Raw genomic sequence first — 18,318 nt, forward strand, 5'->3', positions numbered from 1 at the left:
TTTATCATCATATGTTGCAGCAAATTAATTGTTAATTGTTGAGAAGTTGTTCATTTATATTCGAAATTCGGGCAATCAAAATGATTATACAGCATACTCAATTATTTTATTTTTATCTCAGTTCTGCTTAACTCCAAATACTCAAAACGAACCAATTTAAGTTCTACAGTGTTAAGTTCCTTTTCAATCTCTAAGTTTTTCCTTATTATAGTCTTTTCCAAGTCAGATACTTCAAAGGAATAAGGATCTTTTTCCAGCTTTTTCTCAACACTTTTATCTGTAAACTCAAGTCCTCCTTTTACGCTTTTCGAAACTACCTCACCTTCTTCAACGCTATAACTTACATCGAGGTCTGTAAACTTACGGTTTGCACCATCTACTAAAATATCTATACAGGTTTTTCCGTCCTTAACTTCCATCCTCTCAACATTAAATTTCACTCCATCCACTACAAAATATGTAGGTGCAGCTTCTTTAGCTAAGGTAAATTTCTCATCACGTACTTCATATCTATATATACCGAGTACATTTAACTTGACCTTTTTTAAGTCTTTTTTGTCTATTCCAACCGGGAATACCATTTTACCGGACATCTCCTGTAAATATTCAGAACATGCATATTTTTTGCCACCAAAAACAATTTCTATCAAAGGCCTGATGCCTTCAGTGTTTTCATAGCCTTTTCCCGGAATAAACTCATACTTTAGATATGTGCTGGCAGATTTTAAAATCATTTCGCTGATTCGGATTGTGCCCGAATCCATCACAACATCCTTGTTAATTTCCACAACTTCACTGGAGAATTTCTTTACCTCTATAGGTATTTCCCAATCCACCAATTTTTCATTAAATTCCACAGCAAGTTCAATGGGTTTATCGAGATTTTTAATTACACCGGAAAGTCCACACTTTCCAATTTTGGAATGCTCCCCGTTATAATGAGAATAACCTTCAATAATATTGTTTTCTGCATCTTTAATATAAAAAGCCAACATCGGCATTCTCGTCCAGTCCTGTTCGGCCAGACTCAATATTTTGTCGTTCCAATCACACTTATAGGTTAGAAAAGTCATTCCATCCTTTATATTAATTTCTTCAATGGTAATAAGTCCATGCTCCGCTTCAAAGGTTTTATTTATTACAGCGTGGCCTGTCGTCAGAAAATCTTTGTTAATACTCAACTTATGTTTAAATTCAATATTATCATTTGGATATTTCAATTTCTCAATGGATTTTATAGAAAAGAACGCTTTTTCACCGGATAATTGTTCTTCATCAAAATGAACTTTCAATGTTCCATCCTTTCCATTATGCTCAGCTGCGGCTTGATGATTTATGATTTCACCCTTTTCGTTTTTAAGCATAAATTGCGACGGCCAAAACTCTCCATCAACTATTCTGTAAGATACCATTAAATTATCTTCTTCCCAAACTGCATCCTCAAATACTATCCTGTTTCCCTCATACTCAAAAACCGAATTCAATTTTACAGTTTTACCTTTATTATGAGCCATTCTTATGGCATCAAACCAACTGTTAAAATTATTGCTAACAACCCCATATACTGTTGCAGGAATTAATAATAAACACATTGACAGTAAAATCAGCGTTTTCTTAACTCTTTTTTTCTTTTTAACAGCCAAATGAGCTGCCAATCGTTGCTCAACCCTGTCCATCAAACCTTCCGGTATCTGATCGTTATAATCAAATCTCATGTGAACACCTCCCGTACTTAATTTTAATTTTCCCTATAATCCTGCTAATTCTCGACTTCACTGTACCTACAGGTATTGTCAGTATCTCGGCTATCTCTTCCAGTGAAAAGTCTCTGAGATACCGTAATACAATAATTTCCCTTTCGTTTTCTTTCAAATGCTCCAGTATCCCTTCCACCAAAATACGGTTATCGGTACTTTTCATAATCTCTTCCGTTGCAAAATCGTGCTGTTCGGGTATATACTCCACTTCCCTGTTTAGGGTCTTGTATTTCTTCCTGCAGGTATTGACCAGGATGGATATGTACCAAGTATAAAACTTTTCAGGATCTTTAAGCTGTTTTAACTTGTCATAAGCCCGTATGGTCGATTCGCTGATACAGTCTTCAGCATCATGGCTGTTTTGCGTGTAAGCCTTTGCAATGTTATATATCAATTCCTCTTTAAGCCTGAGAAGCTGAATAAAGCTTTGCATATCACCCTTTTTACTGGCCTGCACCAACTGATTAATTTCCATCTCTTCACCCCTTTCATTAATAAGATACTTTATCAATAAATTAAGTTCCAGTTTTTTATTTATTTTAAAATTAAGACTAAATTTCCTTAGTCTAAAATCCACACCCTTTCTATGCTTTCGATAAAAAAATACACTTACCCAGGGCAATAAAAAGGCATAAAAATAGGCTTGCCAAACCTCGGCAGGCCTATCTTTATATATACTCAATTTTATAATTTCAATATAGCATCCAATTATTCAATCGAAGAGCATTTTTATGGATTCAGTTCTTCCATCAATATACTCAGCTTGGTTTCAATTGCAACAGGTATATGTTCGTGGCCAAAGTATTTATATATTGCTATTTCCTTTGGACAGCTCAAATTATTGTACACAGCAAAAATTGTCGATGGCGGTGTTATTTCATCCACCAAACCCACACTTATCCAAGTCCGGCATTTTATCCTGGGAGCAAGATTCATAATATCAAAATAAGACAGGGTTTTCAAAACCTGAGCTTCAATTTCCGGTTTTGCATTTCTTCTCAAGTACTGAACAATTTCCGGGTACGGCCCCTGAGGTGTAATAGCAATAGCCCGCTCAAAATTCGCCAGGAAAGGGTAGTCGGCCACTGCGACTTTAACTTTATCGGAAAACGCTGCGGCAACCAAAGACAGTCCTCCTCCCTGACTGCCACCGGTTACTCCTATTCTGGTCTTATCCACCTCAGGCAACGATGCCAAAACTTCCACTGCCCGAACAGCATCCATAAAAACTGCTCTGTAGTAGTATTCTTCAGGATTCAATATTCCTTTACACATCCATCCCGGAACAAATCCCGTTGATGAAATAATGTTATCTACACTGTTTCCCTGTTGCCCGCGTACAAGCATATTCATTGCAACATAACCGTGTAAGGCCCAATTGACAACCTCATAGGTCAATCCTTCGCATGCCCAGTTGTATCCATGATATAAAACCAGGCCGGGTTTTAATCCTTCTCCTTCAGGTATTGCCAACCATCCTTCAATATTGGCGTTTTCAAAGCCCAAGTAAGATACCCTGTACACTTTTACGCCCTTCACAGGATAATTATACGGTGTGAGTTCATATTTTAACGGCACTTCTGCCAGTTTCTTAAGACTTTTGTCCCAGAACTCGTCAAAATCCGGCTGTTTTGTAAGTGCCGGTTTGTACTTTTTAAGTTCCTCAAGAGGCATATCATATTGCAGCATATTTTATCTCCACCTTTTCTTAATATATTTTTTCATCTTTAAAAATCATCTTTTAAAATTACTGCCCTTTTGATTTTATCAAAACCGAACCTTTCTCTTATTGAATCAAAGGCTTTTTCAAGTTTTTCTTCCTTTTCGTTTACTTCTTCTCCACCGTTCAAATTAAATATTGAAAGTTGCTCCACTTCATCGGTGGAAATATTATTCAGCGAAATTCCCAAAAGCCTGACCGGCTTTTTACTGTTCCAGTTCTCTTCCAAAAGTTTTGCTCCCGCAGCATATATCTCTTTTGTCAAATATGTAGCCCGCACCGTTTTTTGGCGGGTTATGGTTTTAAAATCGTCATATCTAATGACTATGGAAACAGTCCTTCCTTTGTAGTTTTGTTTTCTGGCTTCCATCCCCACTTCTTCAGCCAATTTCAATATAATTGTTTTAGCCAGTTCCAGATCGGTTATATTCTCGGGAAGAGTTGTTGACCTGCCTATAGATTTACTTTTTACCTGCGGATTTTCCAAAACCTCCGATTCATCTATACCGTTCGCAAGACGATAAATCTCTTCACCGTATTTGCCAAGTTTTTTAGCAAGAAACGCCGGATCACTTTTTGCTATATCGCCAATGGTATATATTCCAATATCTATAAGCACTTTTTCTGTCTGCCTTCCTATGCCATACATTTCCCTGACCGGAAGCGGCCATAGTTTCTCCGGCACATCCCTCTTCCACAACTCTGTTATTCCAAGGGGTTTTTTTAGCTCTGACGCCATCTTTGCCAGGAATTTATTCTCGGAAATACCTATCGAACACCACAAATCCAGTTCATTCATTATAGCTTTCATAATTTTTTCCGCAGCGTCCACAGGTTTACCGAACAATGCCTCACAACCGGTCATATCCAGCCATGCTTCGTCAATGCTGTTCTGCTGTATTACCGGTGAATATCTTGCCAATATTTCCATTACTTCTTTTGACTTTTTTTCATAAAATTCATGGCGAGGAGGCACAAGAATAATTTCAGGACATAGTTTTTTTGCCTCATGCACCAGCATTGTGGTTCTTACTCCATACTTCCTAGCTTCATAATTTGCCGCAAGAATAATTCCTGTCCGCTTTTTGGGATCTCCTGCAACAGCAGCCGGCTTACCCTTCAGTTCGGGATTTTGAGACATCTCGCAGCTAATATAAAAGGCATTCATATCCACAAGAAAAATAACCTTTTGCATAAACTTACTCTTCTTTCACCACTGCTATTTATTCATTCCTGATCAGCTGTTCAAATCCTCAAGCAACTTAATTACCGTTTCTTTTGACACTTCGTTGCCGCTAAAGGAAGGTAAGCATCGTAGCGGTGTATATTTAACCATCTCTGTATCCATACTCTGTTTCATATGTTTAATTCCCTTATCCATGCCGTGCTTTTTCAAATATTCATGCATGTATTGATTTAATTTGTCCAAGCCTCCGGGATAAGTCATTATGTCACCTAAAGTTGTATTCATGTGGAACTTCTTTTTTATCATGATAGTGGAATTGACGGTAACAACTTCCTTTAAGACTATATCCTGAGAAGACTTACCTATCAGTATCTCAAATTCCCCACTCTCAACATGCCAATCTTTAATCTCTGTATTGTAATAGGCAAAAGCCCGTTTGTCCAATGAAAAGGTTACTGTCTTTTCCTCTCCCGCATCCAGTTCAATCTTTTCAAAGCCTTTAAGTTCCTTATCCGGCCTTATTACACTTTTCTCCACATCTCTCACATACAGCTGGACAATTTCCTTGCCCCTCATTTTTCCGGTATTCTTTATTTTTACACTTACAGTCAGTAGCTCATTATCATTAATTTCTTTTTTGCTTAACTTTATATCGCTGTACTCAAAATCGGTATAGCTTAGTCCAAATCCGAAAGGAAACAGTGGTTTTATATCTTTTGCATCATAATATCTGTATCCCACAAACAGGCCTTCCCTATATTCAACCGAGTCTCCTTCTCCCGGGAAGTTTAAATATGAAGGATTATGGCTTAGTTTTTCCGGGAAAGTCTCAGCCAGTTTTCCGCAGGGAGAAAACTCGCCAAACAGTATATCGGCAACAGCCTCACCTACTGCCTGTCCTCCAAGATAGGTTTCCAAAACTGCCTTTACTTTATCAATCCATGGCATCTCTATTGGTGAACCGTTGCTTAATACCACAACTGTCTTGCCTTGAACCTCTGCAACAGCTTCAATCAGTAGCCTGTGGTTTTCCGGTATCCTCAAATGTGCTCTGTCATAACCTTCCGACTCGTAACTGTCGGTTAGTCCCGCAAATATTACTGCCACATCGGCCTTTGCCGCTGCCTCTTTTGCCTCATCAATTAATTTTTCATCCACCACATCAGTTTCCAGGTCATATCCCGGAGAATAAAGAATCTCAGCCTTCTGACCAGCTAAATCAACTATTGCGTCATAGGCATTGGAAAGATATGTAGGATTAACATGGGAGCTTCCTCCGCCCTGAAATCTCGGATTCTTGGCAAAAGCACCGATCAATGCTATTTTGCCCTGTTTCTTTAAAGGCAAAATACCATCTTCATTTTTCAACAATACCATCGATTCTCTGGCAGCCCGTCTTGCCAATTCATGATGGGCTTTCTTGTCAAAGGTGGTACCGGATTTCTTGTTATCAATGGCCTTAAATATTATTTTCAAAAGCCTTTCCACAGCTTTGTCAAGGACTTCTTCCGGCAATTCCCCATTTTTTACTGCATCGGCTATCTGTTTATCTCTCTCTCCACCGCTGTAAGGCATCTCCAGGTCCAAACCTGCTTTAAGTCCCTTTACCCTTTCGTTTACCGCTCCCCAGTCGGATACCACAAATCCTTCAAATCCCCACTCATCTCTCAAAATGTGGGTAAGAAGATAACTGTTTTCAGAGGCAAACTCTCCGTTTACACTGTTGTAAGAGCACATAACTGTCCATGGCTTAGCCTGCTTTACCGCCTCTTCAAAGCTTGCCAGATATATCTCCCGCAAAGTCCTTTCATCCACCTTTACGTCAACAGTCAATCTCCTGTGTTCTTGATTGTTGGCGCAAAAGTGTTTCAAAGATGTACCTACCCCCTGGCTTTGAACTCCTTTTATATGGCTTGCAGCCATTTGAGAAGAGAGATAGGGGTCCTCCGAGAAATACTCGAAATTCCTGCCGCATAAGGGTGAACGCTTTATATTGGCTCCCGGTCCAAGTAAAATGGAAACTTCCTCAGCCCGGCATTCTTCCCCTATAGCTTTGCCAATTTCCTCAACGAGATTTCTGTCCCAGGTACTGGCCATGTTTACTGCAGTAGGAAAGCAAGTGGCCGGCAAACTGTTTTGCGTATCGGACAAGTCAGCGTTCTTAAACTGAATTCTCAGGCCGTGAGGTCCGTCCACCATCATAATAGGTGGTATTTGGAGCCTTTCAACAGCTTTTGTATGCCAATTGCCAAAACCGGAGCACAGACTTGCTTTTTCCTCCACAGTCATTTCAGCAATAATTTTCTTAATATCTCGACTCATAACACATACCTCTTTCATTTTGCTAATAAATTTAATCTAAGTCTTTTTTCATCAGCACCGTTATTAAGGTACCCATCTTTATAATTGCTTTACTATAAAAGCTTGTTTTTATATCGTCATTTAATTGTACCACAATATATAAGCAATTTACACAGTTAAGTTTCTATTCATCAATACCTTTTACAAACCCAACTATTCCATTTTTAACCGTTAAATTTTTCTACTCTGGGCAGGGTTAATGTCAGGGTCGGTATATATATCATACTCATCCCGGCTCTTTGTAGAAAACTCCGATATAACCGCCCCTTCAGGTCCGGCCTGAAACCAATGAAGAGTATTGGGTTCAATGGTATATTGCTGACCCGGATTCAGCTCTATCTCCCTGAAAACCGTAAAATACTTTTCTCTTCCCTTTGGTAAAATCGCTTTCGGATTTTCAACCGGTTCCCCGGGCACATATAAATACACTTTTCCCCATCTGCATCGAAAAGTCTCTTCCTTGCCCGGTTCATTTCCCACAGGAGGATGCCTGTGCTCAGGGCAAGTCTGTCCAGGAAATAAAATCAGTTCTTTTGCGCAGCATCTGTCGGTATTGACGTATACAACAAGCTGAAGCCCAATTTCTTCATGCTGTCCCAAGCCATACTCAGCAACTTCTATATTGCGTTTTTCCTCTTCAGTAATAACAATGCCCGCTTTCTGAAGATATCCCAGTGCCCTTTTGCAGGATTCATTGTATAATTCCCTTGTAAGCATAGTTTTCTCCTCCTTATGAAGCTATATACTTTATTAATAATATTAACCGAATTAACATTAATCGAACGATTACTAATATTATAGCTCATTATTAATTATCAAGACAGTATATGAATAGTTTTTAACCATGTTTTATATTCCATAAAGTTATGCGATTTAATTTCAAAAATTTTTTATCAAAAAAAGCTGCAGCCCAATGATTTTCCACTGAGCCACAGCTTTGTAAGCTGTATATTTTAGAATGATTTTATTATTCCAAGAAGATACGCTTTTATGAGCGCCAAATCTATTGAATCTACCGAATTATTGCTGTCAACATCAGCTGCCTTGAGCTGTTGCTCGTTAAGTTTTGACATACCAAGCAGATGCATCTTCAAATAAGCATAATCTATTGAAGTAATATCTTTGTCACCGTCCAAATCACCTTTCATAACTTCATTGTTGGTAGGTGTAGGTGTTGGTTGTGTTGGAGTATTTCTTGGTGTTGATGAAGGTGTTGTACCGTCAGGCTCTGTACCAAATATCAATGTATCTCCGTCATAAACGGTAATTGTTGTTGATTTAACCGGTGTATTTCCTGTACCTAAGCCTTTAAAGGACGGGTCGTTGGTAGGATCCCATTTGGAACCTGATTTTGCAGTAAGACGGAGCTGAAGTTCAGCAGAATATTCAGACTGTCCGCCAGGATAAATATTGGTACCGTCCTTATATTTTACTTCAACATAGTAAATGTTTGGTTTGTTAGGATATGGTATGAGCTGTGAAACGGTAGCATCCATATTTGGCTCAATATAGTTTGTGCTAACTGTTACATCACTAGGATCTACTCCTTCGGAGAGATCAACATAATAGTGGTATTTCAAATCTTTTATCATTCTTGCCGGCCAGCCTGAACGGTTGTTCAGCAACAATTTAACCGACAGGTCATTGGCATTGTTATTCATAATTACGCCTTCAACAAAGAACTCATCTTCTCTTTCTTCAGGTTCTGGGAAGTTTGCCAGCGGAGTTCCGCCATATTTTGCATACATACTGCAGAGTGCTCCTACAAATCCGGCATTGTAGTCTGTAGCAACCTCATTGCAGACATAGTCCTTGATATCGTCGTTATATTTTCCTGAAGAATCCGGACCTCCTACAAGTGCACCATAAAGGATATGTCTGTGATACGGAGGATTATCCATTTGGTCTGTCCATGAACCATGAGCAGTTCTGTGATGCGGACGTTGCGGTGATTTTTCACCAAATCCTACTACAAAGCTTCTTCCAGTGCTTCCGAGAGCATAGTCAACCTGTTTCTTTGCAAAGGTCTGATATCTGTCCTTTAATGTAGCATCATTTATATGATCGGCATATACAGTTGCCAGGAATGCCTCAGTTGTAGCATATCTTAAACATCCCCAGGAATCAAGCCAAGCAAGATCTCCGACATAATTTACCCTTCTGCCTTCATATCCTACTGTCCACCAGTTAAGATGTCTTTGAACATACTCATGATATTCAGGCTTATCAGTTATTTTAGCCAACATCAACATAGCACCGCTTAATACATCATCCCAACAATGAGCCCATGTAAACTTGATTAAATCTGATTGGTTCTCTCTGTTCTGGATAGATACAAGGGACTCAGCTTTATTGAGATATGATACATCGTTGGTTGCAAGGTAGAGCCAAATTGCTGCCCACATAAGCTCGTCCTGCCAACCGCTCCATGATTTATAGAAGTTTTCTGCTGCTTTGTAATCAGCATCACTTCTTGTTTTATCGGATAATTCAAAAAGGCTCTTTGCGTGTTTGAGATAATTTTGGTCTTTTAATACAATGGATCCGATTGCAAGAGCTGCTGCCATTTGCGCAGTTACACAGGTAGGTTTTCCTGTGAAATACGGTCTTTCCATTTCCTTCTCAATAACTTCAACAGGTCCCCACCAGGAATGGTCTCTATTACCGTCTCCAATCTGGTAAACTATGTAATCGCCTTTGTCACAAGCAACCAAATAGTCCAATACAAACCTTAAATTGTTTTCAAGATGAACCTTTTGTCCTGATGACGCAATCTTATCGCCATACTCGTACAATGCCCAGCCTAGCATGGATGCACTGTAGGACATAGGCAGATTAAACTTTACATGGTCTCCGGCATCATACCATCCGCCCAATACATAGTCATTCATAGTGGCATCTCCACGCCACTCAACACGGTTCCACTCAGGAAGCGGTCCAGCTTGCTGACACTCATAGAAATAAATTGCTTTTTGAAGAGCTTCAGCATAGTTGAAATTTCCTGCTGCAGACACCATAGATGCTGGCAGCATAGCCAAAAGCATAGCCAATACCACTAATAAGCTCACTGTCTTTTTCAATTTGCATTCCTCCCTTTCAAATAATATTAATCAATAATATTAAAAACTTTGCCCCAGTATTTATGCAAAAAATACCGTTCAAATTTCGTTTTATTAAATATATTCGAAACATGATTTTGTTTTTATACCCTTTGATATTAATTAAGGTTATTTCAAAAACACCTCGCATGTTCATATACGCACAGCAAGAACATTTTTCCAAACAATACCTGCAAAGTTTTTGAAATAACCCAACAATATCCGCTGATTTAATTTATAGCTTAGAATTAAAACAGATCAATGAGTCTACATTAACTTGTCTTTTCAAAGCCAAGAATGGTTTTCGTCTTCTCCACGTATCTAAGCGCATTCATACAGCCGTCATAATCTTTGTTAAGCTTATATTGATTAAGGGCATCATTATACATGTTTAGGGCATTTTCATAATATTTTATATCGTTATCCATTTCAGCAATGTCAAAAAATATATTGCCAATATCCACTTTTACCTGAGCATGTTGCCGTTTCAGCTCTTTTAGTTTTAAAACTTCTTCCAGCTCCTGAACTGCCAAAAGTAAATTATTTTTTTTGTCTTCATAATTGGATAGTTTTACATAGCATAAACCCTTTGATTGCTTGATCCACCCATAAATATGGGGGCGTTTAAAACAGTCAATTTTCTTTTCAACGCTTTCATACTCACTCAATGCTTTCTTATACTCCATGTTATCAATTAAATGTCCGGCTTTCTCCATAACTTTGAGAACTTTTCTTATGGGATATTCATAAGTGTATGTATATAATTCACGCATTAACAGAATTAGCAGTGCCGATATAAGTATTTGGATAATCAAATTGACATAAAATTCATCAATGGTTATTCTATCTGCATAGTTTTGGCATATCACAGCATAAAAAATTATCACAAGCCCCACAACAAAAATCAAAACACTCATAAGCCAAATTTCCCTGGGCTTATAGTTGATATAGGACTTTAAAAATGTTTTTTTGGCGAAAAAATTCATCAGGATTATAAGTATGCTTGCTGCAAGCAATCCAACCCCCAACCATACATTCTTCAGTTCAACCAGAGTTCCGACAGGATTTTTTGTTAACAAATAGTTTGCAGAAAGCACAATAATAATGGTGGCAACCAAAAACAAGCCTGGCTTTCTCTTCACTCAATACTCCTCCCAAAAATCAAATTATTTAGGAATTATGGATTTGTGAGAATGAATGAAGAATTGACAAAATAACAAATATACAACATCTAATGTAAAACGAAGGGCTAAAATTCTTTTTCTATATATACTGCAATAATATTATATATATACTATATATACTGCAATAGCAACAATTCAAATAAAACCAAAATTCCCCTAAAAAAATATATTCTTTATATATTTTAATTATAACATTCTTTAATTTAAAAATAAATATTAAGATATTTATAAAAGCAAGCTATTTATTAAAGTTATTTTCACACCAAAAAACTTTTGTATATGTTTTATGTTGTATTCTGCATTTTATCACAAATTAACACAAAGAGACCAGACTTCTTTTGTTACCAGATGACTGTTTATCTTAAATTATTTTTTATTTGTTAACTTTCTAAACTCCATCGAATACATAAAAAAAGAAAATAGTGTAGAAAACACTGCTATAAAAACAAATATATTGATAATTAAACTGGTATATGAATCTGCAATTCTTGAAGAATAAAGTATTATAGTCATAACTATGGCAAAAGAAAATATGACAGTAGTCATCTTTCCATACCAATTTGCCTGTACAACAAAATTAACCTTCTTATATATCAATATACTTCCTGCTATCATGAAAATTTCCTTTGCCAAAACAATTATCAAAACGGGCAAGGGAATTATTTTTTGCATAGTTAGTATGGTCAGTGCCGTTAATTGCAAACATTTATCTGCCAGCGGGTCCGCTAATTTTCCGAAAGACGTAATCAAATTGAACTTTCTTGCAATTACTCCGTCTAAAACATCAGTGATACATGCACTTATAAAAATTACAATAGCTATAATGTATTCACCGTTGTATAAAAAATGTCCGAAAACAGGAACAAGCAAAAATCTTATTATGGTTAGAATGTTTGGTATATTCACTTATTCACCACCTGATACTATTTATTCTTTCTCAGCTTATTCTACCAGTATCTATTAAAATTTTCACAAACCGCACCTTATAATACTCTCAAATTGCACTTTTTAATCGGATATTATTCCTTATCCTTTACTGTATCCTCCTGTGTCAATTTTAACATAAAATTATATATATCCGGAGCATATTTTTTCATGTTAACAGGTCTTAAATTTTTATCGGTCCACACATGCATAGTTTCCCCATAATTTAATAATGTATTTTCTTTTTTATCATAAACTTCATAATAAAAAGTTATTCTTGTGGAAGACAAATCTTTAATTTTTGTTATAATAAAAAGCTCGTCCTCATACCTTGCAGGTTTCTTATAACAGCTCTTAAGTTCCAGCAAAGGAAGCATACATCCTCTTTTTTCAATTTCAGAATATGAAATTCCTGCACCCTTTATAAAATCAGTCCGGGCTGCTTCATACCAAATAGGATAGTTTGAATGATGAGCTATTCCCATTTGATCAGTTTCGGCATATCTTACTACAATTTCAGTTTTAGAAGTATACATAACTCCACCTGTAATTCTCTATAAATTAAAATTCTTAAAAATGGCAATTGCAAAGTTTAGTTTTTATCTCTTTTTATTTTTTATTTTTTTACTTACAGAGACAATATTTTGCTTAATAAAATTAACTCTTCGGGTAAATCTTTTTTCATTTGAAGAGCTTCATCAAGATCAAGGTCAATAATGGCACTGTTCTTTACTGCTATTACCCTGTTGCGTTTTCCCTCTTTTAAGACTTCAACAGCTTTAAGCCCCATTCTGCTGGCCATAACTCTGTCTTGAACCGTAGGGCTTCCTCCACGCTGTATGTGACCGAGAATAGTCGCCCTGGCTTCAATACCTGTTCTTTCTGTTATTTCCTTTGCTATTTCAATAGCTTTTCCTTCAACACCTTCCGCTACAATAACGGTGTAATTCCTTTTACCTCTGTTTCGTCCTTCAATTATAGGCTTTAATACGTCTTTTTCAAGATCAAAAGGCTTTTCGGGCAATATAACTGCTTCTGCACCACCGGATATACTTACATTAACCGCTATGTATCCGGCATGTCTTCCCATAACTTCAAGAACACTGCATCTTTCGTGGGAATATGCGGTATCCCTTATCTTGTCAATGGCATCCTGTACTGTATTCAGTGCAGTATCATATCCAATTGTGTATTCGGTACAGCCAATATCGTTGTCAATGGTACCCGGTATACATACAACATTCATTCCCAGTTTGCTGATATCCCTGGCACCTTTATAGGAACCGTCTCCTCCGATAACAACCAGCGCATCTATGCCGAACACCTTAGCCATCGACATTGCCTTGTTAAGTCCTTCTTCTGTTTTAAAAAGAGCCGATCTGGCAGTTTGGAGTATTGTTCCGCCTTTTTGAATTATGTCACCCACTGACCTTGCGGTCATCTCCTCAATCTCGCCATTTATCAAGCCATTAAATCCTTTTCTGATTCCTAAAACTTTAAATCCATAATATAATCCGGATCTCACCACTGCCCTGATAGCAGCGTTCATACCCGGTGCATCTCCTCCACTGGTAAGTACTCCTATTGTCTTTACATCGCTCAATTTAAGTCCCTCCTTATTACAGCGCAATAATAGGTCATTCCCTCCTATTTTGCCATTTCTGTTAAATTAAAATACACCAACGAAAACTAAAAAACGTTAAACCCCCTTGGCTTTTCGCCTTTTAATCCACCGGAAAGAGGTTAAATTAAACCCGTGTCTATATTAATGAACACGGGACATAATTTAATCTTTCCTATTCATATAACAAAAACAACTTAATATCCCTTTTCAATAATTACACTGTGTGCCTCTTCAACTTCCGCTTCGGGAACCAGCACTTCATAGTAATTATCATTATTATCATTACTTTTGCTGATAGGTCTTAATTTGACCAAAATACCCTCATTGGTTAACAAATTCTGCATCGAAGTGGCGATTTCTCTGCTTTGAGCCATATACACCACCGTCCACATATAAACACGCCCCTTTTTTAGGTGATTTCACAAACTCCTTCAAACAATGTTTCAATACTCGGTATAAATCTTTAATTACCTGATATAGCTTTTTTGAAACATTGTCATTCACCGGAAAGAATTTCTCCATGGCGACTTAAAACTCTGGCTTTACCTCTGATTTTTATTGCCGAAGTATTCTCGGTAAACTGGGCTATAAGTATTTCACCCTTATCGAGTTTTTCCGTATGGTGGAATTTAGTATCCCGACCTCTTGTCAGCCCAATAATATTCACACCGTTCTCTTCAGCTTTAATTACAATGTAATCGCCTGATACTTTTTCATTTTCCCAATCCAAATAAAACCACCTCGTCATAACTATATATTAATTCAAAACAAAAATCAATACGAATTTTAGACAAGCAACCTTTAAAGTCTACATACTGCTATACTTTAGCCTTTTTAGACACATATTAAGTTACCGATCCTTATTTATTATTATCGTATAATTTTTAATTTAATTTATAACTTTTTAGACAACTTTAACATTTTCTTCACCAAGTCTCTGTATCAATTCTGTCATCACACAGTCATTCAATGTCACCCAGTACTCTTTTTCCAAAGTTATTCCCTTTTTATCACCGTTATTGCAAACACATACCGGAGTATCCCCATTGAAGTATTTTAACAAAGCCAGTAATGACTCCTTTTTGTCTTCTTCCACATTTGGATTCAGTCTTAAATATACCTTTCGAATATGCATTTTCTTTAGCGGACTTACCTCTTCACATATTATCTTCGGTTGTTCTTCCTCTTTAATGCTTATCCTTCCTTTGATAAGGACAATATTTTCTTCAATAATAAATTTTGCATATTTCTCCAGCACAGTAGGAAATACAATAACTTCCATTATTCCGTACAAATCTTCCAATGTTAAAAATGCCATCAGATTATTGTTTTTTGTAGTTTTAGTTTTCTTTGATGTAATTATTCCTCCAACTACAACATTCATTCCATCGGATATATTTTTATAATTATCCATTAAATAGGGTTCTTCACTTTGATTTGAATATATATTTAAGTCAGAACTGTACAAAGTCACCGTTCTTTTGATCTCTTCATCAAATTCGCTCAAAGGATGTCCTGAAATATAAAGCCCCAACATCTCTTTTTCCATTGATAAAAGCATCTTGTTGGGATATTCCTTTATGTCGGGATATATATCGTTATCTTCATAAAGGGCCGATTCCCCATATATTGACTTTTCATTTCCGGCTATGGACATTTCAAACAGTGACATTTGTCCTTCCATGTTCCTCTTTTTTGTCTGGGCAATTCCATCAAGCATCTTCTCGAAAACCGCAATAAGCTTTGATCTGTAAACTCCCATCGAATCAAAAGCACCACACTTAATCAGGCTCTCCACACACCTTTTATTCACTTCTCTTGTGTCAATCCTGTCGCAAAAATCCCTGAAATTTTTAAACGGACCTCTGGCCTTTCTCTCTTCAATAATGGATTTTACTGCATTTTCCCCGACATTTTTAACAGCTGCCAGTCCAAACCGTATTTTGCCATTAACCACGGTAAATTTCATTTGACTTTCGTTTATATCCGGAGGAAGCACTTCAATATTTAAAGTTTTACATTCATAGACATACTGCGATATTCTGTCACTGCTTCCCAAAAAACTGTTTAGCAATGCTGCCATAAACTCCAGCGGATAATAGCATTTAAGCCATGCTGTCTGATATGCCACTACGGCATAGGCAGCTGCATGGGATTTATTAAAAGCATAACTTGCAAAATCCATCATTTCATCAAAAATTTTGTTTGCAACTGCTTCATCCACACCATTCCTTATACATCCCTTTACTATAATATTTCCCTTCTCGTCATCTATACCATATATAAAATTTTTCCTTTCCTGTTCCATTACACTTGCTTTCTTTTTTGCCATTGCACGGCGTACCAAATCGGACCTTCCCATGGAATATCCTCCAAGGTCCCTTACAATTTGCATAACCTGTTCCTGATACACCATACAGCCATAAGTCACATTCAGGATATTTTCCAGAAGAGGATGGTCATACTTTACCTCAGAAGGGTTATTCTTATTCTTTAAATACCTGGGAATCTGATCCATTGGTCCGGGACGGTATAAGGAAATTCCCGCAATAACATCTTCAAGGGATGTAGGCATCAGTTCTTTCATAAACTGAGTCATGCCTGCACTTTCAAGCTGAAAGACTCCGGCTGTTTTACCCTCGCCAATCAACTTAAATACTTTAGAATCGTTCATATCGATTCTGTCAATATCTATCTTTACGTTATGATTCTCATATATCAAATCTACAGCATCTTTAATTACTGTAAGGGTTCTCAGCCCCAAAAAGTCCATTTTCAAAAGGCCGATTTCTTCCAATTGTCCCATAGGAAATTGGGTGGTAATGCACTCATCATTCCTATTAAGAGGTACATAATTGGTTATAGGTTCTTTTGATATAACCACACCGGCAGCATGGGTGGAAGCATGCCTCGGCATTCCTTCAAAAAGTCTTGCTGTATCGATAAGCTCTTTGACTTTACTGTCCTGCTCATATCTTGCCCTAAGTTCGGGATTAATCTCCAATGCCTTGTCTATGCTCATTCCTATCTGCATCGGTATCATTTTTGCTATAACATCCACTTCATTATAGGGTATGTCCAATGCCCTTCCCACATCACGGATGGCACCTCTCGCTGCCATGGTACCGAAAGTTATTATCTGCGATACCTTGTCCTCTCCATACTTTCTGACAACATAGTCAATTACCTCTTGTCTTCTCTCATAACAAAAGTCTATATCTATGTCCGGCATGGTTATTCTCTCCGGATTCAGAAAACGCTCAAAAAGCAAATTGTATTTCAGCGGATCAATATTGGTTATACCTAAACAGTAGGCAACCAAACTTCCGGCAGCCGAACCTCTGCCAGGTCCGACAGGTATACCCCTATCCTTGGCATATCTGATAAAATCCGAAACAATAAGGAAATAATCCACATATCCCATCTGTTTTATAACAGACAACTCATATTCCAATCTATCAATCTTATCCTCAATATTCTCTCCATAATGGCGCTTCAATCCGTCATAGCACAATTCCTTCAAGTATTCATAGGCATCTTTGTCATCCGGAACGCCGAATTTAGGCAAATGAAGCTTGCCGAATTCCAACTCCACATTACACATCTCAGCTATCTTTACCGTATTTGAGATAGCTTCCGGTATATTTTTAAAAAATTCTTCCATCTCTTCAGGGGATTTCACATAGAAATCTTCCGTCGGGAACTTCATTCGGTCTTCATCATTTATACTCTTTCCTGTCTGAATGCATAGCAGAATCTCATGTGCTCTTGCATCCTCTTTTCTCAAATAATGGGCATCATTTGTAGCAACCAGAGGAATTCCTGTTTCCTTTGAAAGTTTAATAAGCTGGCTGTTTACATACCTTTGTTCCTCTATTCCGTTGCTCTGTATTTCAAGATAGAAATTGTCTTTGCCGAAAATTCCGCTATATTTTTGCGCAATTTCTTTTGCCTTTTCAAAATCATTATTTAGAAGAGCTTTAGGCACATCACCGGAAAGGCATGCACTTAAGGCAATCAATCCCTCACTATAGCGTTCAAGAACTTCAAAATCAATTCTCGGTCTATAGTAGAACCCCTCGGTAAAACCTATGGATACAATTTTCATCAAGTTTTTGTATCCCTGATTATTTTTTGCCAAAAGCACCAAATGCCCGGGATCCGAATCGACAGCCCCCTGTTTGTCGTGTCGGGTTCTTTTCGCAGTATATACCTCACAGCCCAAAATCGGCTTTATTCCGCTACTTACTGCCTCTTTATAGAATTCAACTACTCCATACATTACTCCATGGTCAGTAATGGCAATACTGTCCATACCCAATTCTTTCGTTCTCTTAATCAGGTCTTTTATCCGGTTTGCTCCATCAAGCAAACTATATTCCGTATGGACATGCAGATGCACAAAATTCCCCAAAATACATCATCCTTTATAGATAAGGGATTCTTATAAAAAGAATCCCTTAA

General features: G+C 37.4%; 14 protein-coding genes. All 14 read right to left on the minus strand.

Annotated elements, in window-relative coordinates:
- Positions 1–101: 101 nt before the first annotated feature.
- The 14 genes from CLOCL_RS10795 to CLOCL_RS10860 all read right to left on the minus strand — a co-directional run bounded on the left by CLOCL_RS10795 (position 102) and on the right by CLOCL_RS10860 (position 18,268).
- Complete coding sequence (locus CLOCL_RS10795) at positions 102–1,715, minus strand: hypothetical protein (protein WP_014255390.1); 1,614 nt, start codon at positions 1,713–1,715, stop codon at positions 102–104.
- Positions 1,705–2,232, minus strand: a complete 528-nt coding sequence (locus tag CLOCL_RS10800; protein WP_027621680.1) for an RNA polymerase sigma factor — start codon at positions 2,230–2,232, stop codon at positions 1,705–1,707. The genes CLOCL_RS10795 and CLOCL_RS10800 overlap by 11 nt, the downstream gene beginning before the upstream one ends.
- Positions 2,233–2,486: 254 nt before the next feature.
- Positions 2,487–3,446: an acetylxylan esterase gene (locus CLOCL_RS10805; RefSeq protein ID WP_014255392.1), complete on the minus strand. Its 960-nt coding sequence runs from the start codon at positions 3,444–3,446 to the stop codon at positions 2,487–2,489.
- 38 nt (positions 3,447–3,484) lie between these two features.
- Entirely contained in the window at positions 3,485–4,672 is a 1,188-nt protein-coding gene (locus CLOCL_RS10810; RefSeq protein WP_014255393.1) for a DNA polymerase IV, read from the minus strand.
- Positions 4,673–4,714: 42 nt separating this feature from the next.
- Positions 4,715–6,985, minus strand: a complete 2,271-nt coding sequence (locus CLOCL_RS10815) for a glycoside hydrolase family 3 C-terminal domain-containing protein (protein WP_014255394.1) — start codon at positions 6,983–6,985, stop codon at positions 4,715–4,717.
- 210 nt (positions 6,986–7,195) lie between these two features.
- Positions 7,196–7,741, minus strand: a complete 546-nt coding sequence (locus CLOCL_RS10820) for a D-lyxose/D-mannose family sugar isomerase (protein WP_014255395.1) — start codon at positions 7,739–7,741, stop codon at positions 7,196–7,198.
- Positions 7,742–7,977: 236 nt separating this feature from the next.
- Complete coding sequence (locus CLOCL_RS10825) at positions 7,978–10,104, minus strand: glycoside hydrolase family 9 protein (RefSeq protein ID WP_014255396.1); 2,127 nt, start codon at positions 10,102–10,104, stop codon at positions 7,978–7,980.
- Between the two features lie 290 nt (positions 10,105–10,394).
- Positions 10,395–11,264 (minus strand): hypothetical protein, encoded by an 870-nt coding sequence (locus tag CLOCL_RS10830; RefSeq protein WP_014255397.1) that lies wholly within the window; start codon positions 11,262–11,264, stop codon positions 10,395–10,397.
- 408 nt (positions 11,265–11,672) lie between these two features.
- Complete coding sequence (gene pgsA / locus CLOCL_RS10835) at positions 11,673–12,212, minus strand: CDP-diacylglycerol--glycerol-3-phosphate 3-phosphatidyltransferase (RefSeq protein ID WP_014255398.1); 540 nt, start codon at positions 12,210–12,212, stop codon at positions 11,673–11,675.
- Between the two features lie 113 nt (positions 12,213–12,325).
- Positions 12,326–12,766 (minus strand): acyl-CoA thioesterase, encoded by a 441-nt coding sequence (locus tag CLOCL_RS10840; protein ID WP_014255399.1) that lies wholly within the window; start codon positions 12,764–12,766, stop codon positions 12,326–12,328.
- Between the two features lie 92 nt (positions 12,767–12,858).
- Positions 12,859–13,833, minus strand: a complete 975-nt coding sequence (gene pfkA, locus CLOCL_RS10845; RefSeq protein WP_014255400.1) for a 6-phosphofructokinase — start codon at positions 13,831–13,833, stop codon at positions 12,859–12,861.
- 215 nt (positions 13,834–14,048) lie between these two features.
- Positions 14,049–14,246, minus strand: a complete 198-nt coding sequence (locus CLOCL_RS10850; RefSeq protein ID WP_014255401.1) for a hypothetical protein — start codon at positions 14,244–14,246, stop codon at positions 14,049–14,051.
- A gap of 104 nt (positions 14,247–14,350) precedes the next feature.
- Positions 14,351–14,584 carry a trp RNA-binding attenuation protein MtrB gene (gene mtrB / locus CLOCL_RS10855; RefSeq protein ID WP_014255403.1) on the minus strand — a complete coding sequence of 78 codons (234 nt, stop codon included), beginning with the start codon at positions 14,582–14,584 and terminating at the stop codon, positions 14,351–14,353.
- Between the two features lie 174 nt (positions 14,585–14,758).
- Complete coding sequence (locus CLOCL_RS10860) at positions 14,759–18,268, minus strand: DNA polymerase III subunit alpha (protein WP_014255404.1); 3,510 nt, start codon at positions 18,266–18,268, stop codon at positions 14,759–14,761.
- Positions 18,269–18,318: the final 50 nt, after the last annotated feature.

This window comes from Acetivibrio clariflavus DSM 19732, from assembly GCF_000237085.1.
GTDB classification, from domain to species: Bacteria; Bacillota; Clostridia; order Acetivibrionales; family Acetivibrionaceae; genus Acetivibrio; species Acetivibrio clariflavus.

Excerpts from the sequence above, each read along its gene's own strand:
- CLOCL_RS10795 (WP_014255390.1), bottom strand. The coding sequence starts at position 1,715 with ATGAGATTTGATTATAACGATCAGATACCGGAAGGTTTGATGGACAGG.
- CLOCL_RS10800 (WP_027621680.1), bottom strand. The coding sequence starts at position 2,232 with ATGGAAATTAATCAGTTGGTGCAGGCCAGTAAAAAGGGTGATATGCAA.
- CLOCL_RS10805 (WP_014255392.1), bottom strand. The coding sequence starts at position 3,446 with ATGCTGCAATATGATATGCCTCTTGAGGAACTTAAAAAGTACAAACCG.
- CLOCL_RS10810 (WP_014255393.1), bottom strand. The coding sequence starts at position 4,672 with ATGCAAAAGGTTATTTTTCTTGTGGATATGAATGCCTTTTATATTAGC.
- CLOCL_RS10815 (WP_014255394.1), bottom strand. The coding sequence starts at position 6,985 with ATGAGTCGAGATATTAAGAAAATTATTGCTGAAATGACTGTGGAGGAA.
- CLOCL_RS10820 (WP_014255395.1), bottom strand. The coding sequence starts at position 7,741 with ATGCTTACAAGGGAATTATACAATGAATCCTGCAAAAGGGCACTGGGA.
- CLOCL_RS10840 (WP_014255399.1), bottom strand. The coding sequence starts at position 12,766 with ATGTATACTTCTAAAACTGAAATTGTAGTAAGATATGCCGAAACTGAT.
- CLOCL_RS10850 (WP_014255401.1), bottom strand. The coding sequence starts at position 14,246 with ATGTGGACGGTGGTGTATATGGCTCAAAGCAGAGAAATCGCCACTTCG.